This is a genomic window from Bacillus sp. FJAT-18017 (genome assembly GCF_001278805.1).
Lineage (GTDB): Bacteria > Bacillota > Bacilli > Bacillales > Cytobacillaceae > Bacillus_D.
Window position 1 is genome coordinate 1960458 of sequence record NZ_CP012602.1, and the last position, 25322, is coordinate 1985779.

Annotated in this window: 25 protein-coding genes and 1 other annotated feature; of the genes, 24 read left to right on the forward strand and 1 reads right to left on the reverse strand. The window is 43.2% G+C overall.

Annotation, left to right across the window (positions count from 1 at the left end):
* Positions 1-17: 17 nt before the first annotated feature.
* From hrcA to mtaB, 7 genes are all read left to right on the forward strand, one after another.
* On the forward strand, positions 18-1049 hold the full coding sequence (gene hrcA / locus AM500_RS08900) for a heat-inducible transcriptional repressor HrcA (protein ID WP_053601668.1): 1032 nt from the start codon (positions 18-20) through the stop codon (positions 1047-1049).
* A 112-nt stretch (positions 1050-1161) separates the two neighbouring features.
* Positions 1162-1719 carry a nucleotide exchange factor GrpE gene (gene grpE / locus AM500_RS08905; RefSeq protein ID WP_053598896.1) on the forward strand — a complete coding sequence of 186 codons (558 nt, stop codon included), beginning with the start codon at positions 1162-1164 and terminating at the stop codon, positions 1717-1719.
* A 38-nt stretch (positions 1720-1757) separates the two neighbouring features.
* The gene (dnaK, locus tag AM500_RS08910) at positions 1758-3596 is read left to right on the forward strand and encodes a molecular chaperone DnaK (protein WP_053598897.1); all 1839 of its coding nucleotides are present in this window, start codon (positions 1758-1760) and stop codon (positions 3594-3596) included.
* A 245-nt stretch (positions 3597-3841) separates the two neighbouring features.
* Positions 3842-4969, forward strand: a complete 1128-nt coding sequence (dnaJ, locus tag AM500_RS08915) for a molecular chaperone DnaJ (protein ID WP_053598898.1) — start codon at positions 3842-3844, stop codon at positions 4967-4969.
* A gap of 16 nt (positions 4970-4985) precedes the next feature.
* Positions 4986-5927 (forward strand): 50S ribosomal protein L11 methyltransferase, encoded by a 942-nt coding sequence (prmA, locus tag AM500_RS08920; RefSeq protein WP_053598899.1) that lies wholly within the window; start codon positions 4986-4988, stop codon positions 5925-5927.
* Between the two features lie 246 nt (positions 5928-6173).
* A complete protein-coding gene (locus AM500_RS08925; RefSeq protein ID WP_053598900.1) occupies positions 6174-6920 on the forward strand; it encodes a 16S rRNA (uracil(1498)-N(3))-methyltransferase in 747 nt (248 codons plus the stop codon).
* 7 nt (positions 6921-6927) lie between these two features.
* On the forward strand, positions 6928-8283 hold the full coding sequence (mtaB, locus tag AM500_RS08930) for a tRNA (N(6)-L-threonylcarbamoyladenosine(37)-C(2))-methylthiotransferase MtaB (protein ID WP_053598901.1): 1356 nt from the start codon (positions 6928-6930) through the stop codon (positions 8281-8283).
* Positions 8284-9025: 742 nt separating this feature from the next.
* On the opposite strand, the gene AM500_RS08940 is transcribed toward mtaB, so the two are convergent.
* Positions 9026-9952, reverse strand: a complete 927-nt coding sequence (locus tag AM500_RS08940) for a Na/Pi symporter (protein ID WP_053598903.1) — start codon at positions 9950-9952, stop codon at positions 9026-9028.
* Positions 9953-10175: 223 nt separating this feature from the next.
* Between AM500_RS08940 and rpsU the strand changes: the two genes are divergently transcribed.
* The 17 genes from rpsU (at position 10176) to AM500_RS09020 (ending at position 24760) form a co-directional block, all read left to right on the forward strand.
* Positions 10176-10349, forward strand: a complete 174-nt coding sequence (gene rpsU, locus AM500_RS08945) for a 30S ribosomal protein S21 (RefSeq protein ID WP_015595024.1) — start codon at positions 10176-10178, stop codon at positions 10347-10349.
* A 20-nt stretch (positions 10350-10369) separates the two neighbouring features.
* A complete protein-coding gene (locus AM500_RS08950; RefSeq protein WP_043933924.1) occupies positions 10370-10813 on the forward strand; it encodes a GatB/YqeY domain-containing protein in 444 nt (147 codons plus the stop codon).
* Between the two features lie 221 nt (positions 10814-11034).
* On the forward strand, positions 11035-11673 hold the full coding sequence (locus AM500_RS08955; protein WP_053598904.1) for an NfeD family protein: 639 nt from the start codon (positions 11035-11037) through the stop codon (positions 11671-11673).
* Between the two features lie 13 nt (positions 11674-11686).
* Positions 11687-12670, forward strand: coding sequence for a flotillin-like protein FloA (gene floA, locus AM500_RS08960; protein ID WP_043933923.1), 984 nt, complete (start codon positions 11687-11689; stop codon positions 12668-12670).
* A 58-nt stretch (positions 12671-12728) separates the two neighbouring features.
* On the forward strand, positions 12729-13133 hold the full coding sequence (locus AM500_RS08965) for a hypothetical protein (RefSeq protein WP_053598905.1): 405 nt from the start codon (positions 12729-12731) through the stop codon (positions 13131-13133).
* Positions 13134-13238: 105 nt separating this feature from the next.
* Positions 13239-13535, forward strand: a complete 297-nt coding sequence (gene yqfC, locus AM500_RS08970; RefSeq protein WP_053598906.1) for a sporulation protein YqfC — start codon at positions 13239-13241, stop codon at positions 13533-13535.
* A 2-nt stretch (positions 13536-13537) separates the two neighbouring features.
* Complete coding sequence (gene yqfD / locus AM500_RS08975; protein ID WP_053598907.1) at positions 13538-14728, forward strand: sporulation protein YqfD; 1191 nt, start codon at positions 13538-13540, stop codon at positions 14726-14728.
* The gene (locus AM500_RS08980; protein ID WP_053598908.1) at positions 14729-15688 is read left to right on the forward strand and encodes a PhoH family protein; all 960 of its coding nucleotides are present in this window, start codon (positions 14729-14731) and stop codon (positions 15686-15688) included.
* Between the two features lie 184 nt (positions 15689-15872).
* On the forward strand, positions 15873-18053 hold the full coding sequence (locus AM500_RS08985) for an HD family phosphohydrolase (protein ID WP_053598909.1): 2181 nt from the start codon (positions 15873-15875) through the stop codon (positions 18051-18053).
* On the forward strand, positions 18050-18523 hold the full coding sequence (ybeY, locus tag AM500_RS08990; protein ID WP_053598910.1) for an rRNA maturation RNase YbeY: 474 nt from the start codon (positions 18050-18052) through the stop codon (positions 18521-18523). The genes AM500_RS08985 and ybeY overlap by 4 nt, the downstream gene beginning before the upstream one ends.
* Positions 18498-18893, forward strand: a complete 396-nt coding sequence (locus AM500_RS08995; RefSeq protein ID WP_053598911.1) for a diacylglycerol kinase family protein — start codon at positions 18498-18500, stop codon at positions 18891-18893. Before ybeY ends, AM500_RS08995 begins: the two co-directional genes overlap by 26 nt.
* 658 nt (positions 18894-19551) lie before the next feature.
* Positions 19552-20475, forward strand: coding sequence for a GTPase Era (gene era, locus AM500_RS09000; protein ID WP_156319780.1), 924 nt, complete (start codon positions 19552-19554; stop codon positions 20473-20475).
* Positions 20476-20631: 156 nt separating this feature from the next.
* Positions 20632-20775 (forward strand): YqzL family protein, encoded by a 144-nt coding sequence (locus AM500_RS24940; RefSeq protein WP_082347180.1) that lies wholly within the window; start codon positions 20632-20634, stop codon positions 20773-20775.
* Positions 20776-20804: 29 nt separating this feature from the next.
* Positions 20805-21557, forward strand: a complete 753-nt coding sequence (recO, locus tag AM500_RS09005) for a DNA repair protein RecO (protein WP_053598912.1) — start codon at positions 20805-20807, stop codon at positions 21555-21557.
* Positions 21558-21612: 55 nt separating this feature from the next.
* Positions 21613-21787, forward strand: a binding site (T-box leader).
* Positions 21788-21885: 98 nt separating this feature from the next.
* Entirely contained in the window at positions 21886-23268 is a 1383-nt protein-coding gene (locus tag AM500_RS09010; protein ID WP_053598913.1) for a glycine--tRNA ligase, read from the forward strand.
* A 36-nt stretch (positions 23269-23304) separates the two neighbouring features.
* Positions 23305-23928, forward strand: a complete 624-nt coding sequence (locus AM500_RS09015) for a transcriptional regulator CcpN (protein ID WP_082347181.1) — start codon at positions 23305-23307, stop codon at positions 23926-23928.
* Positions 23929-23956: 28 nt separating this feature from the next.
* On the forward strand, positions 23957-24760 hold the full coding sequence (locus AM500_RS09020) for a pyruvate, water dikinase regulatory protein (RefSeq protein WP_053598915.1): 804 nt from the start codon (positions 23957-23959) through the stop codon (positions 24758-24760).
* The last annotated feature ends 562 nt before the right edge of the window (positions 24761-25322 follow it).

The window sequence follows — 25322 nt, forward strand, 5'->3', positions numbered from 1 at the left end:
AACAGAGGTGATGAATGTTGCTGACAGATCGCCAATTGCTAATACTTCAAGTCATCGTGGATGAGTTCATCCGTTCTGCCCAGCCGGTAGGCTCGCGAAGTTTGTCGAAAAAGGAACGAATTTCGTTAAGTTCGGCGACGATCCGGAACGAAATGGCTGATTTGGAAGAACTGGGTTTTATTGAAAAAACCCATACATCTTCTGGAAGGGTTCCTTCAGAAAAGGGATACCGTTATTATGTGGATCATCTCCTGTATCCAGAAAAGGTCAATGAGCAGGATGTATTTAAAATAAAATCAGTTTTTGCGGAGAGGATTTTCGAATTCGAGAAAATCATTCAGCGCTCTGCAATGATTTTGTCTGAAATGACTAGCTATACTTCGATTATGCTTGGTCCTGCGGCCGAGGAAAACAGGCTGAAGAAAATCGAGATAGTCCCGCTGAATACGGAAACAGCGATTGCCATTATTGTGACGGATACAGGCCATGTCCAGAACAAGACGATCCAGCTGCCGGATTCCATGAATGCCAGCGATCTTGAAAAGATGGTCAATATCTTGAATGAAAGACTTACCGGTGTACCGCTTGTTGATCTTCGGGATAAGCTTTATAAGGAAGTAGCAGTCCTCTTGAGCCAGCATATCAGGAACTATGACAGGATGCTTCATATGATTACTGATACGTTCACGATGCCGATTAGCGAAAAGTTGTTTTTTGCCGGAAAAACAAATATCCTTAGCCAGCCTGAATTCAACGATGTTACGAAAATCAGGGATTTAATGACCATGATTGAACAGGAAAGGCCCGTATATGAACTCATAAAAAACAATCCAGCCGGCATCACGATTAAGATTGGCAGGGAGAATGATAATAGCGCGATGGAAAACTGCAGCTTGATAACCGCCTCTTACACGATGGGTGACGAAAAGCTGGGCAGTATCGCCATACTTGGGCCAACCCGAATGGAATATTCCAGGGTGATCAGCCTTTTGAAAATCATGAGCCATGATTTGTCTGCGGTTTTGACCAGGCTGTATCAAACGAAATAGCTGTGGAGATATTTAGTAAGGGTGGAATGCCTTATTCCGCCCTTTTCCTTGGCAAAAACTAAAGACTGATTGAAAAATAAAAGATTCCTGACTTTTAAGGGAGGTGAGCAAGATGACAGAAGAAATGAAGAATGATAACCAGGCAAATGAACAGGAAAATGCTGATCAGCAAATTGAAGAAATTTTTGACGAAAATGAACAGCAGCCTGCTGACGAGACTATAAGTGCTATTTCTGAATTGGAGAAAAAGCTGGAAGAAGCTGAAAATCGTTATTTACGCCTGCAAGCTGATTTTGATAATTATCGCCGTCGTGTGAGATTGGATGCTGAAGCTGCTGAAAAGTATCGGGCGCAAAGCGTAATTTCTGATTTACTGCCGGCTTTAGATAATTTCGAGCGAGCGCTCGGGATGGAATTAGAGGGAGAACAAGCAAATTCCTTTAAACAGGGAATGGAAATGGTATATCGTGGCCTCATGGAAGCCTTGAACAAAGAAGGTTTGCAGATAATCGAGGCAAAGGGTAAACCATTTGACCCGAATTTCCATCAGGCTGTTATGCAAGTGGAAGACGATTCCATGGATCCTAATTCCGTGGTTGAAGAATTCCAGAAAGGGTATGTCCTTAAAGATAGGGTCATCCGCCCATCAATGGTAAAAGTTAATCAGTAGAGTTAATAAATCTACATATTGAATTGGAGGAAAAGGTTATGAGCAAAATTATTGGTATTGACCTTGGAACAACCAACTCCTGTGTTGCTGTTCTAGAGGGCGGCGAGCCTAAGGTTATCCCAAATCCTGAGGGCAACCGTACGACTCCTTCCGTCGTTGCATTCAAAAATGGCGAGCGCCAGATTGGTGAAGTAGCAAAGCGCCAGGCTGTAACAAATGCAAACACTATCATGTCAATCAAACGACATATGGGAACAAACCATACAGTTGAAATTGAAGGCAAAAAATATACTCCGCAGGAGGTTTCCGCCATTGTCCTTCAGTATTTGAAATCATATGCTGAGGATTATCTTGGTGAGAAAGTTACCAAGGCTGTTATTACAGTTCCTGCTTATTTTAATGATGCGGAACGCCAGGCGACAAAAGACGCAGGCCGCATTGCGGGTCTTGAGGTTGAACGTATCATCAACGAGCCAACTGCTGCAGCATTGGCATATGGTTTGGATAAATTGGAAGAAGATCAGACCATTCTGGTCTATGACCTTGGTGGCGGTACGTTTGACGTGTCCATCCTTGAACTTGGCGACGGCGTATTTGAGGTAAAAGCAACAGCCGGTGACAACCGTCTAGGCGGAGATGATTTCGACCAAGTTATCATTGACTATTTGGTTGATCAGTTTAAAAAGGAAAACGGCATTGACCTTTCCCAGGATAAAATGGCAGTGCAGCGCTTGAAGGATGCGGCTGAAAAGGCTAAAAAAGACCTTTCGGGTGTTACTTCAACACAAATTTCACTTCCATTTATTACTGCGGGAGCAGCAGGGCCGCTCCATATGGATATTACATTGACAAGGGCGAAATTTGATGAACTTACATCACACCTAGTAGAACGTACAATGGGTCCTTTCCGCCAGGCGTTAAGCGATGCTGGCCTATCTGCTTCTGAAGTAGATAAAATTATCCTTGTTGGGGGTTCAACTCGTATCCCTGCGGTACAGGAAGCAATTAAGCGTGCAACTGGCAAGGAACCGAGCCGTGGCGTTAACCCTGATGAAGTTGTTGCGATGGGAGCTGCCATCCAGGGCGGCGTCATCACTGGTGATGTTAAGGACATCGTATTGCTTGACGTAACTCCGCTTTCTCTTGGTATTGAAACAATGGGCGGCGTCATGACTAAGTTGATAGAGCGCAATACAACAATCCCAACTTCTAAATCACAAATTTTCTCAACTGCAGCGGATAATCAAACAGCTGTAGATATCCATGTTCTTCAAGGCGAGCGGCCAATGGCAGCCCACAACAAAACTTTGGGCCGTTTCCAATTGTCCGATATTCCGCCTGCACCACGCGGAATTCCGCAAATTGAAGTTTCATTCGATATCGACAAAAATGGTATCGTTAATGTTCGTGCGAAAGACCTTGGCACAAATAAAGAACAGCAAATTACAATCAAGTCTTCAACTGGCCTGAGCGATGAAGAAATTCAGCGTATGGTAAAAGAAGCTGAATTGAACGCAGAAGCGGACCAGAAAGCAAAAGAAGAAGCTGACCTTCGCAATGAAGCTGACCAGCTGGTGTTCCAGACTGAAAAGACTCTAAAGGATCTTGAAGGCAAAGTAGATGCGGCTGAAGTTGCAAAAGCAAACGAAGCCAAAGATGCCCTGAAAGCAGCGATTGAGAAAAATGATCTTGAAGAAATGCGTGCAAAGAAAGATGCACTTTCTGAAATCGTCCAAAATCTCTCAGTAAAGCTGTATGAAGAGGCTGCAAAGCAAGCCCAGGCACAACAAGGCCAGGGAGCAGGCCCTGAAGCCTCTGCAAAAACAGACGACAATGTCGTAGATGCAGAGTTTGAAGAAGTAAAAGACGATAAATAATATCATTCTCAAGCTAAATGCCTAAAGGCGAAAAGTAACGAATGTACCAGCAAGCCCACCAAGAAAGTCAAAGTCAGAATAACAGGCTTTGGCTTTTCTTGTGTAAAAAGGCTAGAGCTTAGAAAGCCTCCACTTTTTCCAATAAATAATGGTCTGGACAAATGGAGAGACAGAATTCTTTTTATTGTTTAGCATCCGCCTGGATGGTACAATTATCTTTATGTGATATTTCGGGAGTGGTTTTAATGAGCAAGAGGGATTACTATGAAGTCCTTGGCTTGGGCAAAGGAGCCTCCAAGGATGAGATTAAAAAAGCTTACCGAAAACTGTCCAAAAAACTTCATCCTGACGTTAACCAGGAGCCGGATGCGGACGAGAAGTTTAAGGAAGTAAAAGAAGCTTATGAAACGCTAAGCGACGACCAAAAGCGCGCGCACTATGACCAGTTTGGCCACACAGATCCGAACCAGGGATTTGGCGGCGGCGCAGATTTTGGCGGCGGTTTTGGCGGGTTTGAAGATATCTTCAATACGTTCTTTGGCGGCGGGGCAACCAGAAGGCGTGACCCAAATGCGCCTAGGCAGGGTGCAGACCTGCAGTACACAATGACAGTCTCCTTTGAAGAAGCGGCGTTCGGAAAGGAAACTGATATTGAAATTCCTCGTGACGAGACGTGTGGCACATGCCATGGCTCTGGTGCGAAACCAGGTACTCATCCGGAAACCTGTAAGCATTGCCACGGCACGGGACAGCTGAATGTTGAGCAAAATACTCCTTTCGGCAGAATTGTTAACCGCAGGGTTTGCCATGTCTGTAATGGAACAGGCAAGGAAATCAAACAAAAATGTACTACTTGCGGCGGTGAAGGAAAAGTCAGGAAGCGCAAAAAGATACATGTTAAGATCCCAGCCGGCATTGATGATGGTCAGCAGTTAAGGATGTCAGGGCAGGGAGAAGCCGGTATTAATGGAGGGCCTCCTGGTGATCTTTACGTCGTTTTCCATGTGCGGCCTCATGAGTTCTTTGAACGTGATGGGGATGATGTATACTGTGAAATGCCAATAACATTCGTCCAGGCATCTCTGGGAGATGAAATAGAAGTACCAACCCTTCATGGGAAGGTTAAGTTAAAGGTTCCATCAGGAACACAGACGGGTACGAAATTCCGCCTGCGCGGGAAAGGAATTCCGAACGTCCGAGGATATGGTACAGGGGACCAGCATGTTATCGTCCAGATTGTTACGCCTACCAAGCTAACTGACAAGCAAAAGCAGCTCCTTCGTGAGTTTGCTGAAATCAGTGGAAGTGCGCCGCTGGGTGAACATGAAGAAGGTTTTTTTTCAAAAGTAAAACGCGCCTTTAAAGGCGATTGAGAGCGGGGCAATCGTGATGAAATGGTCTGAAATCAGCATCCATACAGCGAATGAGGCGGTCGAGCCAATTTCAAATATCCTTCATGAGGCGGGGGCAAGTGGTGTTGTTATAGAAGATCCGTTAGAGCTGGTAAAGGAAAGAGAAGACCAGTTTGGGGAAATCTATCAACTGAACCCACTGGATTACCCTGAAGAAGGAGTCATTGTAAAGGCATATCTTCCAGTGAACAGCTTCCTTGGAGAAACAGTCGAGGCTATTAAAGACTCGATTAATAACCTGATCATTCATGACATTGATATCGGTTTGAATCAAGTGACCATTTCCGAGGTGAACGAAGAGGAATGGGCAACCGCCTGGAAAAAGTATTATAATCCAGTAAAAATTTCAGAACGGTTCACAGTTGTTCCTACCTGGGAGGAGTACACTCCTGTCTCTAGTGATGAACTGATTATTGAACTGGACCCCGGTATGGCTTTTGGCACTGGGACACATCCTACGACGGTCATGTGCATCCAGGCCCTTGAGAGAACAGTCCAGCAAGGTGACCATGTTATTGATGTTGGCACGGGTTCGGGTGTGTTAAGTATTGCAGCTGCTTTGCTTGGTGCAAATTCAGTGAACGCTTATGACCTTGATGAAGTCGCGGTCAAATCAGCGAGGCTGAATATTAAGCTGAACAAGGTCCAGGATAGGGTTACAGTTGCAAGGAACAACCTTCTTGATGGGATTGAAGATACCTCTGCTGATGTAATCGTCGCCAATATTCTTGCTGAAGTCATTCTTCGATTTACCGATGATGTTGCTCGTGTAGTAAAGCCTGGCGGTACATTTATTGCCTCAGGTATCATCCAGCCCAAGAAGGACCAGGTTAAGGAAGCTTTGATTCATGCTGGTTTTACCATTTCTGAAACGATTGTGATGGAAGACTGGGTTGCAATTATTGCCAAAAGGAATTAAAATTGATAGCTTGGCGTCCGTTTAAATAGACGGATGCCTTTTTCCTTTAGTAAATTAAAAAGCTCCCTTTATACGTTTTTAGAGTGGTAGACCATAGAAATATCTAAATCGGGATAACTTTTTATACTTCAGGATTGAAAATACTCCCTATTTTGAAGGCTTACTATTAAAAAACAACATCACTGAAGTGACTTTAGAGAAAACTTTTAGTAAAATAGAAACAATGCTTAAAGAGAGGTGCGTTTTGTGCAGCGTTATTTCGTGGATCAACTCGATAATGGCCGCTTTTTTATCAAGGGGGACGACTTCCATCACATTGTAAAAGTCATGAGGATGGTGCAGGGTGATAAAATTATCTGTGCTGCGTCCGCTGGCAGAAGTGCAGTTTGCGAAATTGCAGAAATTACCGGTGAAACAGTCGTGGCAGACGTTGTAAAATGGAATGATGGAACCTCTGAACTCCCTGTAAAGGTTACTATTGCCAGTGGCCTCCCTAAAGGAGACAAGCTGGAATGGATTATCCAAAAAGGGACTGAAATGGGCGCCTATCGTTTTATTCCATTCGCTGCCTCGCGCTCTGTCGTTAAACTGGATGAAAAAAAGCAGGGCAAGAAAACGGAGCGTTGGCAAAAGATAGCTAAGGAAGCAGCAGAGCAATCCCATCGTGATGTTTTGCCTGACGTTACTATCCCTATGAGTTTTAAAGACTTGCTTGTAGAAAGCAAGAACTACGATTTCCTGCTATGTGCATATGAAGAGGAAAGCCGGTCTGGGGAAACATCCAGGCTCTCGGCAACTCTAAATGAAACGAAACCAGGAGATTCCATTCTGTTTGTGTTTGGTCCTGAAGGAGGGCTTTCTGAAGGGGAAGTACAACTCTTAATGGAACATGGCTTTACGCTTTGCGGGCTTGGCCCGAGAATATTAAGGACGGAGACTGCGCCGTTATATGCCCTGGCTGCAGTATCCTACCATTTAGAATTAATGAGGTGAGAATACGATGCCTACAGTCGCGTTTCATACTCTTGGATGCAAGGTGAACCACTATGAAACAGAAGCAATTTGGCAATTGTTTAAACAGGAAGGCTACGACAGGGTTGAGTTTGAATCAACCTCGGACGTTTATATTATTAATACATGTACGGTAACGAACACTGGCGATAAGAAAAGCCGTCAGGTCATCCGCCGTGCTATTCGTAAGAACCCTGATGCAGTCATTTGTGTAACAGGGTGCTACGCACAGACTTCCCCCGCTGAAATCATGGCCATTCCAGGGGTTGATATTGTTGTTGGCACACAGGATCGGGTAAAAATGCTTGACTATATTGCTCAATATAAAGAAGAGCGCCAGCCAATCAATGGTGTCCGCAACATCATGAAGAACCGGGTATATGAGGAATTGGATGTACCGGCATTTACTGACAGAACGAGAGCATCCTTAAAAATACAGGAAGGCTGCAATAATTTCTGTACCTTCTGTATTATCCCTTGGGCACGCGGGCTAATGAGATCCCGTGATCCGCAGGAAGTCATTCGCCAGGCACAGCAGCTCGTTGATGCAGGCTACAAGGAAATTGTCCTCACCGGCATCCACACTGGAGGCTACGGTGAAGATTTGAAGGACTACAACCTTGCTGCCCTTCTTCGTGACCTGGAGGCTGAAGTTAAAGGACTTAAGCGTCTTCGTATCTCCTCCATTGAGGCAAGCCAGATTACTGATGAAGTAATCCAGGTTATTAATGATTCAAATTTGATTGTCCGCCATCTGCATATCCCAATCCAATCTGGGTCAGATACAGTCCTAAAACGGATGCGCCGGAAATATACAATGGAATTTTTCGGAGAACGCCTTGACCGCCTGAAGGAAGCCCTTCCTGGTCTAGCAGTTACTTCCGATGTAATTGTCGGATTTCCTGGTGAGACAGAAGAAGAGTTTATGGATACTTACAACTTTATTAAAAAGCATAAGTTCTCTGAACTCCATGTTTTCCCTTATTCCAAGCGTACCGGCACTCCAGCAGCGCGAATGGAAGATCAGGTTGACGAAGATGTGAAAAACGAGCGTGTTCATAAGTTGATTGCCCTATCGGACCAGCTTGCAAAGGAGTATGCTTCTCAATTTGAGAATGAAGTATTAGAAGTCATTCCTGAAGAGGAATATAAGGAATCGGAGGTACCAGGACTATTTGTCGGGTATACAGATAATTATCTTAAAGTTGTTTTCCCTGGCAATGAGGAAATGATTCGTAAAATTGTCAAAGTGAAAATCACGAAGGCTGGCTATCCATTCAATGAAGGACAATTTGTACGTGTCATTGAAGATGGTGCGGCCGAATTAACGGAAGCAGTTGTATAAGTAACATGAGAGGGATCTGTCCTTATGGATGGATCCCATTTTTATTGGAAGCTTACATTCCTCTGCATTTTAAAAGAAGCTTTATCAGTGCCGAAGTGAGCTCCCGAGTTTGCATAGCTTCTATGTGCCCGAACGCAGCTTCTGAGGTATGAAAAGGTAACATAGAAAGCTTCTATGTGCCCAAACGCAGCTTCCGAGATGTGGAAAGGTAACATAGAAAGCTTCTATGTGCCCGAACGCAGCTTCCGGGGTATAAAAAGGTAACATAGAAAGCTTCTATGTGCCCGAATGCAGCTTCTGAGGTATGAAAAGGTAACATAGAAAGCTTCTATGTGCCCAAACCCAGCTTCCGAGGTATGAAAAGGTAACATAGGAAACCTAAACTCGATGCGAGGCCAATTTTTAAGCCAAGGCTTTTGGCTTCTTCCAAATAGTAATTTGCCCTCTCCCTTGATTCAACCCCTCCCGCTTTTTCATATGTTTAACCTTCACTATCCACTTCCACAAGGGATTTTTCAAAAAATAATGCAGTAACTTATCAGTGCCCGAAGTGAGCTGCCCGAGTATGCAAAGGTAACAGAGAAACCGCGTCCAAATGAACGCTAACGTAAGATTTTCTCTACTCAATCGAAACTCTTCCTACCATTATGGAATGCTTCTAAGAATAATTACCGCAGGGAAGCAAGGAGAGCTCCTCAGAGATCCATGCCTGCCACGAGGCCCGCTTGTGCTTTTGTACGCTCTATTGTTTGCTCCCATGAAGATAAACAATCATCCTTCCGAAGCGTTCGGCAACAGGAAGGGCGGCAAGGGAAACGGCAACATTAAAAATGACAGAGATGTGAGCCAGCTGTGAATCTGGTGCAGATGCCATTTTAGGGCCGATTTCAGCCAGCGGCGTGATAAGCGGGATGAAAAGGAGTACACCAAGTACATTCAGCCAAACATGGGTGAATGCTGAAAGCCTCGCTTCCTCTCCTCCGCCAATCGAGGCAATAAGTGCCGTAATGCATGTCCCGATATTGGCGCCAAGAACGATTGCAATTCCTGCCTCGAGCCCCAATATTCCAGAAGTTAAAAAACCCATAGCAATCCCGGTCATTGCTGTACTTGACTGGATGATTGCAGTCATTAAAGCGCCGATAGCAATGCCGGCCATAACATTTTCATTTAAGGATAGGAGAAGACTGTTAATGGCCTTAACAGAAGTCATTGGAATTGCCAATGCTTCAAATCCTTTCATTGCCGTAAAAACAGCAGAAATGCCGATTAATACCATACCAATGCTTTTTAATGCTTCTTTTCTAGTGAAAAATAAAACTCCGCCCACGACTGCGAATGGCAGCAGGTACCCACCGATATTATAGGTAATGAGTTCAGTTTTAAAGGTAGTGCCAATATTAGTACCTAAAATGATCCCTATTGATTGGGGAAAGGTCATAATCCGGGCAGAAATCAATCCAATTGTTAAAACCATCACCGTTGAACTGCTTTGTAAAATCGCCGTAATAAAGGTTCCCGTGAGCATCCCCTTAAGAGGGGTACTGGTAAGTGTCTCAAGGAATCCCTTTAATTTTTTTCCAGAAAGGTTAAACATGCCAACCCTAATGACTGTCATTCCCAAAACAAATAAACCAATGCAAAGAATAAATAAAAAACTATATTTCATAACATCCACTCCCTGTAACAGTTTATGGCCTGTCCCCAAGCAACATGACTGTAACTTCAATTTATTCAAACTGAAAAGCCTAAGATTGTATAAAATATACCGAAATGGGGGCAGTCTCATAGTAATTACAGTTGACCTCATAGGAAGGTTGTATTATAATGGCAAAGTACATGGATTTCCATGTTTGATGTGAGTGTGTTGTGTTCGGAGGGAGGGAAAGTTAATGTCTAAAACCGTCGTTCGTAAAAACGAATCGCTTGAAGATGCTCTTCGACGCTTTAAACGTACTGTATCTAAGTCAGGTACTATCCAAGAAGCAAGAAAGCGCGAATTCTACGAAAAACCAAGTGTTAAGCGTAAGAAGAAGTCTGAAGCAGCAAGGAAACGTAAGTTTTAATTAAGAGAGGGTGGACTATCCTGAGTCTTCTCGAACATTTAAATACTGATATGAAACTAGCGATGAAAAGTAAAGACAAAGACAAGCTCACTGTCATTCGGATGATTAAGGCTTCCTTGCAGAATGAAGCGATCAAGCTTGGCAAGGACCTATCGGAAGAGGAAGAGCTCACTGTCCTTTCTCGCGAAATGAAACAACGTAAAGACTCCCTTCATGAGTTTGATAAAGCAGGTCGCGCAGACCTTGTTGAAAAATTGCGCCAGGAAATCGAAGTCGTTGAGCTTTATATGCCACAGCAGCTCTCTGAAGAAGAAGTTGCGGGTATTGTAAGGGAGACTATTGCCGAGGTCGGTGCAACTTCCAAAGCTGATATGGGAAAAGTGATGGCTGCCATCATGCCAAAGGTAAAAGGCAAGGCGGACGGGTCGCTTGTTAATAAACTTGTGCAACAACACCTTTCATAATTCAACTGACATCAACGGCCGCAGGCGATAAGCCTGCGGTTTTTACTTTAGGTGAGAAATTTTCCCGTCAGTCCTTTTTTTATTCATTTAGGAAGAATGGCCTATTGTTGTGTTAAACTATAAAGGAAACCTGCTCTAATTTTGCCAAAAAATGAAACTTAAGGGCAATTAAGGCGTACATACTAAAAGGAAGGATCTAAAACATCTAAAGGAGGATTGCTATGGCTGAATTTATAACGGATCCTGTTGTTGTTACAATCCTATTGACCATTGCTGGTATGGCAATGGTAATGGAGCTTTTTTCACCACGGTTCGGGCTTCCGGGACTCGTTGGCCTAACCGCATTGCTGCTATTCTTTTATGGCCATTTTATTGCCGGCCTTGCCGGTTTTGGCACACTTGCATTATTTATTGCTGGTATTGTCCTTATTTTTTTGGAATTTTTTTTACCAGGAGCAATTGCGGGAACACTAGGGATAGCCGCTTTGGTGGGAAGTCTGTTCCTTGCGGGTGAAAATACTTTTCAAATGGGTGTTTCACTCGTTATCTCTATTTTTTTCTCAATCGTATTTTTTATTTTGCTTGTCAAAGTCTTCCACAAAAAAATGGCCCTTTTCAATTCAATGGTATTGTTTGATACTGCGAGAAAAGAAGATGGATATGTATCGAATATCAACAGGACCGATTTGCTGGGAAGTGAAGGAACGGCCCTTACAGTGCTCCGTCCATCCGGAACAGCTGTTTTTAATAACGAGCGTGTCGATGTTGTAACAGAGGGTTCTTTTATAGCAAAAGGAGCAACTGTAAAGGTGATTGAAGTTGAAGGACCACGTGTTGTAGTCAGAGAAAGCATCAAATGAGGAGGTAAAATGAATGAATGAAGCTATATTTTTAGTTGTTATAGTGGCAGTAGGGTTAATCCTTTTAGGAATACTGTTGTCCTTTGTACCAGTCATGCTTTGGATTTCGGCGCTGGCAGCTGGTGTCAGGGTCAGCATATTCACTCTTATTGGAATGAGGCTCCGCCGGGTAACTCCGCACAGAGTCATCAATCCACTAATCAAGGCACATAAAGCTGGTCTTGATGTGTCGACGAACCAGCTTGAAAGCCACTACTTGGCTGGAGGGAACGTGGACCGTGTTGTCAATGCACTGATTGCTGCGCACCGTGCTAATATTGAACTTAGTTTCGAACGTTGTGCCGCCATCGATCTAGCAGGCCGTGATGTACTTGAAGCGGTTCAGATGAGTGTAAACCCAAAAGTTATTGAAACTCCATTTATTGCAGGTGTAGCGATGAATGGTATTGAGGTTAAGGCTAAGGCAAGGATTACCGTTCGTGCCAATATCGACCGCCTTGTTGGGGGTGCCGGTGAGGAGACAATCGTCGCCAGGGTAGGTGAAGGTGTCGTGTCTACCATTGGTTCTTCGGAAAACCATAGCAAAGTACTTGAAAATCCAGATATGATTTCCCAAACAGTTCTATCTAAAGGCCTTGATGCCGGAACGGCTTTTGAAATTCTATCGATTGATATTGCCGATGTTGATATCGGTAAAAACATTGGTGCGGAACTTCAAACTGAGCAAGCAGAAGCAGACAAGAAAATCGCCCAGGCTAAAGCCGAAGAGCGTCGTGCAATGGCTGTAGCGACCGAGCAGGAAATGAAAGCCCGTGTCCAGGAAATGAGAGCCATGGTTGTCCAGGCTGAGGCAGAGGTGCCGCTTGCAATGGCCCAGGCTTTAAAGTCAGGGAATATCGGCGTAATGGATTATATGAACTTTAAAAACATTTCGGCTGATACTGACATGCGAGGATCGATTGGCAAAATGGGAAATGACAAGAAAGATGGCCAGTAAACCCACCCTTTTTTAAGCGTGAAGGGGTATTCCGGCCGAATCAGGAAGGAGGCTGGCTTTGGAAACAATTATTCTCTTTATCATCATCGCGGCAATATCAACTTTTTTTGGAAAAGCTAAAGAAAATCCAAACGAGAAAAGACGACGGTCTCTCCCGGAGCTCAAGAAGGAATTTCAGGAGGTCTACAAAGAGGTATCCAGGGCTGATATTCCGAAGAGCTTAAAGGAAATTGAACGTCGTACAACAAAAAAGACTGCTGTTCCACAGCCTAAACCTGCCGAGCCTTTAAAAATAGCTGATAAAGCCCCTGTAAAAGCGTCCCGGGTCAGTGCAGAACCGGTTCAAGATAAGACAGAAGAGGACCAAATGATTTCGGTTTCCGAAAAAAATCTGGCAGATGCAGTGGTTTGGGCCGAAATTCTTGGTCCGCCTCGTTCAAAGCGCCCTCACTACAGGAGATAAGCTTTTGCTTGCGTGCAAAAGGCCATGCTAGTCTATAAAAAGGAAAAACATGTGCTAGAATCCCTTTTCATTTCATAAAAATGATGTGAGAGGGGGTTCTTTTTTATGCCGAAAAAGTTGAGCCAGCGAATGCGGAACTGGATTGCAGCAAGAATGGATCTACCCCAGGATGTCATCATGGATTTGCCGAGAATTACAATGATTGGCCAAATCCATATTTATATAGAAAATCACAGGGGACTCCTTTCTTTCACTGACCGTGAATTAAGGCTGATGCTAAAAAAAGGACAGCTCTTAATAAAAGGAAAGGCATTTGTGATTAAAACAATCCTGCCAGAAGAAATCCTCCTTGAAGGAAAAATTGATCAGGTTGTTTATATAAATGAAGAGGCCGGGGGTTGACTATGAAGAATCAGTGGACAGAGTTTTTTACTGGGAAGGTTACTGTAAAGTTGACAGGAAAAGGCTTGGAGCGCTATGTAAATTCTTTGATTAGAAACGGTATTCAGATTTGGGATGTCAAACGGAAAGGTCCCGATATCATACTTTTTACAATCAGGCTCCAGGATGCCCTCGAATTACGAAAGCATTCGAGAAACAGGGAATGTAAGATAACCTTTGTGAGGAAAGGAGGATTTCCTTTTCTCTTTAAAAGATTACTGAAAAATTCTGGGTTCTTGATAGGCGGCCTTCTTTTTTTATTTCTCGTGATGTTGTTATCCAATATGGTTTGGGGTATAGAAATAAAAGGTGCACAGCCAGAAACCGAACATCAGATTCGTAAAGAGTTGGACAAGATGGGGGTAAAAATTGGACGGGCACAGTTTGCTCTTGATAACGTAGAGGCGATTCAACGGAAATTGACAGACCGGGTAGGTGCAATAACCTGGGTGGGAGTTGAATTACACGGGACAACCTATCAGCTTCGGGTTGTTGAAAAAAATGAACCTGAGGAACCAGAGTATTATTCACCCCGACACCTTGTTGCAAAAAAAGAAGCAATCATTGTGAATTATTTTATTGAGAAGGGCCAAAGGCTTTTTGAAGTGAATGACCGTGTCGTTCCTGGCCAGCTGCTGGTTTCAGGTTTATATGGCAGAGAGGGTCAACAGGAGCCGGTTTCCTCGATTGGCGAGGTTTGGGGAGAAACATTGTATAAAGCATATGTAGAACTTCCGCTCAATACTACATTCCAGGTTTATAATGGCAAGGAAAAGCAGAAGCATTATCTCCGTTTCGGGGATTTTAACCTGCCTGTTTGGGGATTTGGAAAAGCAGAATTTAAGGATTTTGAGACGGAGGCTACAGAAACCCCTATCAAATTTTTAAAGTGGGAATTGCCTGTCTCCTATGTGAACAAGACAATTCGTGAGCGTGAAGAGGTCAAAAGGGTCTATTCAAGGGAAGAGGCATTGAATAATGCATTAGATAGGGCTGAAAAGGAAATAAAAAAGCGAATTGATGAAGATGCTATTATAAAAGGGGAAAAAGTTTTACATCAGTCAATTGCGAATGGTAAAGTAAGACTGTCAATCCTATACACAGTAGTGGAAAATATTGCGATAGGACAACCCATTATCCAAGGAGACTCATGAATGACAGAAAACCTTAAAAATTTCCAACTACAACTAGATAATCCTAATGAAGCCGTGATGCTTTTTGGCAATTCGGATGCAAACCTGAAGATGATTGAACAGGAATTAAATGTATCGATCGTTTCCCGTGGTGAATCGATACATGTCACAGGAACCGAAGAAAATGCTGGGATGGCAGCCGCGGTATTGGAAAAGCTTGTTGGTGTCATAAGAAAAGGAATTGGCATAAACCAAAGAGATGTGCTCTATGCCGTTGAATTGGCAAGAAAAGGGACGCTTGATTACTTCGAACATCTCTATGATGAGGAAATAGCCAAGAATGCCAAAGGCAAGTCAATAAGAGTAAAAACAATTGGGCAGCGTTATTATATCAATGCCATGAGAAAAAATGACCTTGTTTTTGGAATCGGTCCAGCAGGGACGGGAAAAACCTACCTGGCCGTTGTTATGGCTGTTGCTGCGTTAAAGAATGGTACTGCCAATAAAATCATTTTGACAAGGCCGGCTGTTGAAGCTGGGGAGAGCCTTGGTTTCCTGCCGGGTGATCTGAAGGAAAAGGTGGATCCATATTTGAGGCCACTGTATGATGCGCTGCATGATGTACTGGGTATGGAACACACATTGCGGCTAATAGAGCGGGGAACAATTGAAATAGCCCCACTTGCCTATATGAGGGGCAGGACGCTTGATGAGGCGTTTGTCATTCTTGATGAAGCCCAGAACACAACCCACGCGCAAATGAAAATGTTCCTGACTCGGCTAGGCTTTGGATCAAAAATGGTCATAACTGGAGACAAAACCCAAGTTGATTTACCTAAAGGAGCAAAATCAGGTTTATTTGCTGCTGAAGAAATATTAGATGGAGTAAAGGGCATCGAATTCATTCGGCTTGAACAAAGCGATGTTGTCCGCCATCCTCTTGTCGCACGAATTATTGAAGCATATGGAAAACATGATTAAAGCCGCCATTGGCGGCTTTTATTGTTAGAAAAATATAAATTGATGAACATTCAGGGAAAAGCAAATTTGCAAATCTTTTAATTTAAGTGAAACTTCCTGTAAAAACTGGTATGATTTTTAAAAAGACATTTGGTTTTTTATAAAATGATGAAATTATCCAGTTGGTTGGGAGGGGGAACGCACAATGGACTTGCTGCAAAAACAATTCCAAAAGGTGAAGCGGCTGCTTGACCTTGCTTTCTTCCGGGTCTTGTTTTTTTCATTGCTCGGAATCATCCTGTTCGTTTCCTTATACAACAACGTCAAGCCCGATCAATTGAGCATTAACCTTTTTGATGTCGCAGATAGAACTGTTGTATCCCCTGTCACTGTTGAGGATAAGGAAAGCACTGAACGAAAACGTCAGGAAGAGCTTGACCGGGTTCAGGGAATTTACACTGTCAAAACCGAGTATGCCAAAAATCAAGTGGACCTAGTTGCTTCAATTTTTGATTCCGCAATAGAATTAAATACTGAAATTCAGCAGGATTTAAAAGAAGAACAAGAGAACAATCCAAAAGAAGAGCCTACTCCTCCCCCTAAGGAACCTACTGTTTCTGAAAAAGTAAAAATGTTAAAGGAAAAGCTGACGCAATCCGTGGTTGAAGACTTGCCTGAAGAGGTGTTCACCGGTCTCGTTTCAGCTAACAATGGGCAGCTTTCAATAGCAAAAGACCTGACTATGACTGCAATCAATAATGCCATGGAACAACCAATACCGGCAGATGAAGTCGAGAATGCGAAGAAAAAAGTCGAGGAAGAATTGAACTTCTCAACTCTGGATGCCGGACTGAAACGGGCTTCCATTCAATTGGGAAGGTTCGCGGTAATACAAAATGAATTTTTTGATCCTCAGGCTACAGAAGAGGCAAGAAGGCAAACGGCAGAGGCTGTGGAGCCTGTCAAGATTCTCGAAGGCCAAATCATAGTTAGCGAAGGAGATCTCGTCAACCGTGAGATTTACCGGCAGCTAAAGCTCGTTGGCTTGCTTGATAGCGAAAATTCAGCACGTCCGTTCATTGGGCTTGTTCTGTTGATTATCATTATCCTCGGTTCAATTTATTATTATTTTTCACAGCAAAAAGATTCAGCAGATAAAAGGCAAACCAACCTGCTTTTGTTCGGGATGATATTTTCTTTTTCAATCATTATTATGAAAATCGTCAGCTTGTTCCAGGTATTCAATCATGATGGGACGTTTTATTTATTTCCGGCGGCAATGGCAGGAATCATTATAAGTATTCTTATAGATGAAAAGCTTGCCTGGATGATGGCCATAATCCAAAGTATTTGTGGAAGCATTATTTTCAATGAGGAAATGGCAGGAGCGCTCAATATGTCCGCGGGAATTTATATATTAGTTGGTGGCCTCGCGGCTACTCTCATTTTAAAGGACCATCATGACAGATCAAAAATCATGACGGCTGGGATGTTGGTATCGGCAGTAAACTTGGGTATGATTTTTTCACTAGTACTGCTCAGAAACGCGCAGTATAGCGGACTTGAGTATGGGATGTTCGTCCTGTTTGGCATTGTTTCGGGCTTATTGGCTGCTATTCTGGCTATGGGATTATTGCCATTCTTCGAAACAAGCTTTGGAATTCTTTCTACGATGAAGTTAATTGAATTGTCCAACCCAAATCATCCGCTCCTAAGGAAGATATTAACAGAAGCACCAGGCACGTATCATCATAGCGTTATGGTTGCCAACTTGTCTGAGGCTGCATGTGAAGCAATTGGGGCCAACGGACTTCTTGCAAGAGTAGGATGTTACTATCATGATATTGGAAAAACAAAAAGACCGTTATTTTTCATTGAAAATCAGATGAATAGAGAAAATCCGCATGATAGACTAACTCCCGAGAAAAGTGCGCAAATTATTATTGCCCATGCTACGGACGGTGCTGCGATGCTAAGGAAGCACAAAATGCCAAGGGAAATTGTTGATATCGCTGAGCAGCATCATGGAACGTCGCTAATCAAATATTTTTATCATAAAGCAGTACAAGCCGGGGCTGTTGATGAGTCAGAGTATAGGTACCCTGGCCCTAAACCACAAACGAAAGAAGCCGCAATCATCGGGATTGCAGATAGTGTTGAAGCCGCTGTCCGTTCAACCGGCCAACCCACAACAGAGCAAATTGAATCGATTGTCCATTCAATTGTTTCGGACAGGCTCCAGGACGGGCAGCTGAACGAATGTGATTTAACGCTTAAGGAAGTGAACCTTGTCTCTCACATACTTTGTGAGACGCTAAAGGGTTTTTTCCATCGGAGGATTGAGTATCCTACCGAAACGACAAAACAAAATGTGAGGCAGGCATGAGTATGATTATAGATTTTTTGGATGAAACAAATGAGGTCGCGGAAGAGAGTATTTCCCAGGTTGAACTCTTGCTTCAATTTACTGCGCGTAAGATGAAGGTAGAAGAAAGCAGTGAAGTGTCGGTCACGTTTGTAAATAATGCTCGTATTCATGAAATTAATCTGGAATACAGGCATAAGGATGCACCGACAGATGTCATTTCGTTTCCAATGGAGGAACCAGGGGAAGGTGAAATAGAGATTAGTGGTGCTGATATGCCCCGAGTACTTGGTGATATTATTATTTCAATTGAACGGGCGGAAGAGCAGGCCGCCGAATACGGACACTCTTTTGCGAGGGAGCTCGGGTTCCTGGCCGTCCATGGCTTCCTCCATCTTCTTGGATATGATCATGAAACGAAGGAGGAGGAAACAGAAATGTTTTCCCTTCAGAAGGAAATCCTTGATGAATTCGGGCTTGCAAGGGAATAACCGTTTTCGTCCAGCCAGGATGATAAAGTCCTTTGGATATGCATTTTCAGGAATTGCAGGTGCTGTCAGGAAGGAAGGAAATATCCAAATCCATATTTCAATTTCAATCATTGTGGTGATTCTTTCAATTGCAACCTCCATTTCGAGGATGGAATGGCTTTTTGTCCTTATGGCAATTGGCGGCATGCTATCACTTGAATTAGTAAACACAGCCATTGAACGGACTGTGGATTTGGTTACGAAGGATTTTCATCCACTTGCCAAACAGGCGAAGGATATTGCCGCAGGGGCAGTTTTAATTTATGCGGTTTTATCTGTCCTGATAGGGTTGATTATCTTTATCCCAAAAGTGATGAAATGGTTTATATAAGCCGGGCTGTGCCCGGTTTTTATATTTAAGGAAATTATAAATTTCAATTGAGGATAACTTTTTTTACTGAGCGTATCTACGTCTAGCTCCACAAGGAAAGCTTCCCCGAAAATGGATCGCACGAAATTACGCGATAGCTCACTGGACGCGTGCGCAAACTTCAGGCCTCCTCCCTACGATAAGTCATGCACGAATGCGCTATCGCTCTTCGTGATTCCTTTACCCCACCTTAAAGGACAGTAGGCCTCCTTCGTAGGCAACTGTCGCTAAAGGTCCGATTCATTCACCTAACCATCCAGCAAAAAACGCTGATGGAAGGTTTATTTTATCTCAGTCGAAGTCCCTCCATTTTGTACGGCGATGACCAAGGCACTTGCGCTTTTGTTCAGTGATTTGAAAACGGAACACCAATACGCTACAATGACCTGAAAGATAGTTTATCGCTATCATTTTGTGAAAATTCGAAATTTTTATATTACGATTTGTTTGCAAAGGGTGAAACGTTTGTTTTTTTAGGGTAAAATAGAAGTACGTTTAAAAACCTTTTTAGTGGACTATCTGCTTTAGGCCAGGAAAGTGGTTTTACTCAACTTTAAACGAGGAATAAAACAACCAGGAGACATCGTTTCAGGTGTCATGTACCGGAGGATTTGTAGGAATGATAAACGCTAGCGGAGAAGGAAAAGGATTTAAGTCAGGTTTTATCTCGATTATCGGGAGGCCAAATGTTGGAAAATCAACATTTTTGAATAGGGTCATTGGCCAAAAAATTGCCATAATGAGCGATAAGCCACAGACTACAAGAAATAAGGTTCAGGGTGTATTGACGCAGGAGGATGCACAGCTTATTTTCATTGATACACCAGGGATCCATAAACCGAAGCACAAATTGGGCGATTTTATGATGAAGGTAGCCCAGAATACATTGAAGGAAGTGGACCTGGTCTTATTTATGGTCAGTGCGGAAGAAGGGTTTGGCAGAGGGGAAGAATTTATCCTTGAAAAATTCCAAACCATAAAGACTCCGATATTCCTAATCATAAATAAAATTGACAAGGTGCATCCTGATCAGTTGTTGAAAATAATTGATAGCTATAAGGAAAGGCACCCATTTAAGGAAATTGTCCCAATTTCGGCACTTGAAGGCAATAACGTTGACCGATTGCTGCAGCAAATCAAGGAGTATGTGCCTGAGGGGCCGCAATTTTATCCGGCCGATCAGGTCACGGATCATCCCGAAAGGTTTATCGTTTCCGAATTGATCCGGGAAAAGGCTCTTCATCTAACCCGTGAAGAAGTGCCTCACTCGCTTGCAGTAGTAATTGAAAAAATGGAACGGGACCCTAATAAAGACATGGTCCATGTTATGGCTACAATCATAGTCGAAAGGGATTCCCAAAAAGGAATTATCATTGGTAAGCAGGGTGGCATGCTGAAGGAAATCGGCAAAAGGGCCAGAGTGGATATTGAAAACCTGTTGGGATCTAAAGTCTTTCTTGAATTATGGGTTAAAGTTCAGAAGGACTGGCGCAATAAAATGACCCAGCTCCGGGATTATGGATTCCGCGAAGATGAGTATTAGGCCCACTTTACCAGACTATTACCGTTTTTGCAGGTTTATGCATGTTCATGTTTAACAATATTTTCGTCTAATTATTTTTGGATGGCAGGCTATGATAAATGTAAATCAGGAATGAAGTAACGAGCTAGTCTATATTAAGAAAGGATGGGGTTTTCGATGTTGGATTTTACCTGGAAAGTCTTTAGTCAGACAGGTAATATTGACACATATCTTCTCTTCAAGGAAATGGAGAAGGACAAAACAGAAATTCCCGGTAATCTGGATGATGAGCTAGCGCAAGTCGATTTTCCTGTTTCATAAGTTTGTCCAAAACCTGGATGGTGACTGAGATGCTCGAAAAATGTGAAGGCATCATCATACGGACAACCGATTATGCTGAAACAAACAAGGTTGTTACATTGTATACCAGAGAACGAGGAAAGATTGGAGTAATGGCGCGGGGAGCCAAAAAGCCTAACAGCCGGCTTTCCGCCATTACTCAATTATTGACGCATGGCTACTTCCTTGTCCAAAAAGGAAGCGGTCTTGGCACTTTGCAGCAAGGTGAAATGATTTCCTCTATGAGGTCAATACGCGGGGATATTTTCCTGACTGCATATGCGAGCTATGTTTCCGAATTAACTGATAAGGCGACCGATGACAGCAAGGCGAATCCTTATCTTTATGAGCTTCTCCTGCAGACGCTCATTTGCTTTGACGAAGGATATGACCCTGAAGTGATTACAATGATTTATGAGATGAAGATCTTAAATGTATTGGGCCTTTATCCGGTACTTGATCAATGTTCCGTTTGTGGAAGCACTGACGGGCATTTTTCTTTTTCCATCAGAGAAGGCGGGTTTATTTGCCACCGCTGCCTTGAGAAGGATCCGTACCACTATAAAATTTCTCAGGCTGCCGCAAAGCTGCTTCGCCTTTTTTATCATTTTGATCTGTCGCGGCTTGGGAATATCTCGGTAAAGCAGGAAACGAAAGATGAATTAAAGAAACTGATTTCTGCTTATTATGAGGAATATTCCGGTTTAAACCTTAAGTCAAAAAAGTTCCTGAATTCAATGGACAGCTTTCGCGGCATGCTTTAACCATTGGTTGACATTGTCTTTCTTTTTCGCTACTATTTTTTTAAGAACCAATTATATAACCGCATTGAAGGAAAGAAGTACCTGTTACTTTCTGCGAAAAGCGAGCCCGGGGTGGTGAAAGCCGGGTGGCAGTAAACACAGGGAAAGGCAGTCCTGAGCGGCCTGAATTAGAAAGTGGCTGTGAATTAGCAGCAAATAGGGTGGAACCGCGGGTAACTCTCGTCCCTATGCCGATTAGGCATAGAGTCGGGAGTTTTTATTTTTCTGCTGGAATTTCCAGCCTTTCCTAACACGCACAACCTTATTAAATAAAAAGGAGAAATGAAGAATGACAGTTACAATGGAACAAATCGTATCACATGCGAAGCATAGAGGCTTCGTCTTCCCGGGTTCTGAAATTTATGGCGGTCTTGCAAACACTTGGGACTATGGGCCACTGGGAGTGGAGCTAAAGAACAATATTAAAAAAGCATGGTGGAAAAAGTTTGTTCAGGAATCACCGTATAATGTTGGCGTAGACGCTGCAATTTTAATGAATCCGCGCACATGGGAAGCTTCAGGTCATATCGGCAATTTTAATGATCCTATGATTGATTGTAAAAACTGCAAAGCAAGACACCGCGCAGATAAATTGATTGAAAACGCCCTGGATCAAAAGGGTATTGAACTTATCGTAGATGGCCTTCCTTTTGAAAAAATGGAAGAGTTAATTAAGGAACATGACATAGCATGCCCTGATTGTGGCAGTAAGGAATTCACGGGCATCCGCCAATTTAATTTGATGTTCAAGACCTTCCAGGGTGTAACGGAAACAAGTACGAATGAAATTTTCCTGCGCCCGGAAACGGCTCAAGGTATTTTTGTGAACTTTAAGAACATCCAACGGACGATGAGAAAAAAGTTGCCATTTGGCATCGCCCAAATAGGCAAAAGCTTCAGGAATGAAATTACCCCTGGTAACTTCACATTCCGTACACGGGAATTTGAACAAATGGAGCTTGAGTTCTTCTGCAAGCCAGGAACAGAACTTGAATGGTTTTCATATTGGAAGGATTTTGCAGAGAAATGGCTTATTTCTCTTGGCATCAAAGAAAATAATCTAAGGCTGCGCGACCATTCTGAAGATGAGCTTTCCCATTATAGCAACGCAACTACAGACTTTGAATATAAGTTTCCATTTGGATGGGGTGAACTTTGGGGTGTTGCTTCACGTACCGATTACGATTTAAAACAGCACATGCAATTTTCTGGTGAGGATTTCCATTATCTTGACACTGAAACCAATGAAAAGTTTGTCCCATATTGTATCGAGCCATCCCTTGGCGCTGACCGGGTAACGCTTGCTTATTTGATTGATGCTTATGAGGAGGAACAGCTTGAAGACGGCACATCGAGAACTGTCATGCATCTCCATCCTGCTATTGCACCATTCAAGGCAGCGATTCTCCCATTATCGAAGAAGCTTTCTGAGCCGGCTCGTGAAATCTTTGCAAACCTGGCCAAGGACTTCATGGTTGATTTTGACGAGGCAGGTTCCATCGGGAAACGATATCGACGCCATGATGAAATAGGTACGCCATATTGCATCACAGTGGATTTCGATACTGCAGAAGATCAACAAGTAACGGTCCGAGATCGTGATACAATGGTTCAAACTCGAGTACCGATTTCCGAGTTGGCTGGTTTCCTTCAGGAAAGAATTCAATTTTAGATTGATGGTTTGATTAGAGAATGGTGGTGAAAGAACATAGAACTGAATAAAAGGCAGGACAAAATTTTGCAGATTGTGAAAGAAAACGGCCCCATAACAGGTGAACATATTGCGGAAAGGCTGAACTTGACTAGAGCAACGCTCAGGCCGGACTTAGCGATATTAACGATGGCCGGGTTTCTTGATGCTAGGCCCCGTGTCGGATATTTTTATACGGGGAAATCGGGAGATGAACTGTTATCTGAAAAACTCCAAAAAATCCTGGTAGGTGATTACCAATCCAGGCCTGTTGTGATAAATGAAAGTGTTTCAGTCTATGATGCAATTGTTACAATGTTCCTTGAAGATGTAGGTACGCTTTTTGTTGTCGATAACCAGTCTATTCTCGTAGGTGTTTTATCCAGAAAGGATTTACTGCGGGCGAGCCTTGGCAATCAGGAGCTTTCCTCCTTGCCGGTGAATATTATTATGACCCGAATGCCAAATATCGCTGTGTGCCGCAAGGAGGACCTCCTGATCGATGTGGCTAAACAATTAATTGACAGGCAAATCGATTCTCTTCCTGTTGTGAGGGAAGTGGAACAAGGATTTGAAGTGATTGGAAGGATTACGAAAACGAGCATAACAAGGGTGTTTGTTTCGCTCGGAGGCAAGGACTGAAGATTGAGTAGAGGGGAATGGATCAGCCATGGAGCAACCAGTCATTTATGTAGTATCCGATTCAGTTGGGGAAACAGCAGAGCTTGTGACAAAAGCTGCGATTACACAGTTCAACGGAAACGATATGAAGCTAAAACGCTTTCCGTATGTAGAAGATAAAAGCCATATTGATGAAGTTGTCTCACTAGCAGCTTATGATAGAGGCATGATTGCTTTTACTTTAGTAAAGCCTGATATGAGGACATATATGAAAGAGAAGACTGAAGAAGAGGGCCTTTTTGCAGTCGATCTTTTAGGTCCTTTGATGGATCAAATCAGCCAATTAAGTGGAATAACCCCACGTTATGAGCCAGGCTTGGTCAGAAAGCTGGATGAAGATTATTTTAAAAAAATCGAAGCAATTGAATTCGCAGTTAAATATGATGACGGCCGCGACCCAAGGGGTTTGATGAAAGCCGACATTGTTCTAATAGGCGTGTCAAGAACATCTAAAACACCGCTTTCGCAATACTTGGCCCATAAAAGGCTTAAGGTAGCCAATGTGCCGCTTGTCCCAGAAGTTGATCCACCTGAAGAATTATACCGTGTTCCGCCTGAGAAGTGCTTCGGCTTAAAAATCAGTTCTGAAAAACTGAATAATATACGAAAAGAACGGCTCATTTCGCTCGGTTTAAATGATAATGCGAGCTATGCAAATATAGCAAGGATAAAAGAGGAATTGGACTTCTTTGACAAAGTAGTCGCCAAGATTGGCTGTCCGGTTATCGAAGTAACCAATAAAGCTGTAGAGGAAACTGCCAACGTCATATTAAGAAAAATCCGCAATTCCTGAACGGTTAGTTATAGTATGATTATAAGTTAACAATATAAAATACACAGCACCCAAAAAAACACATGCCCAGATGGACATGTGTTTTGCCTTTCTCTCTTGCTGAATGAAAGCTTGCTAAGTCACAAATAGGGATTGATGACCGCGAAGGACAAAAACCTGAAGAAACTAGCGGTATGTTCTACCGAATACTTTGAGGTTGTGATGTTAAGCAACTTGTGGGTTTCTGCGCTTTCATTTGCGATGTGAAAAAACCTGGTCATAACGGCTTAATAGCTTAAACTAAAAGATTTCCAATGGTGGCTTTTTATTGATTGAAGCGGAAGGCACGAAGACTCGTTCGAAAATGCAAAAACCGCATTTTCTCCTGCGATGCTATCCTATGGAGCTTACCCAACGTCCTACGGGAGAAAATGTCAGTGGGAGACCCCACAGGAGCAAAGCGACGAGGAGAAAGGAAAGCGAAGGCGACTGCCCAGCTCCGACAAGCGCTGGAGGGCCTGAAGCAGAAGTCGCTCTTTGACTTCAGCTGAGGGACCGAAGCGACCTCGAGGAGCTAGGAGCC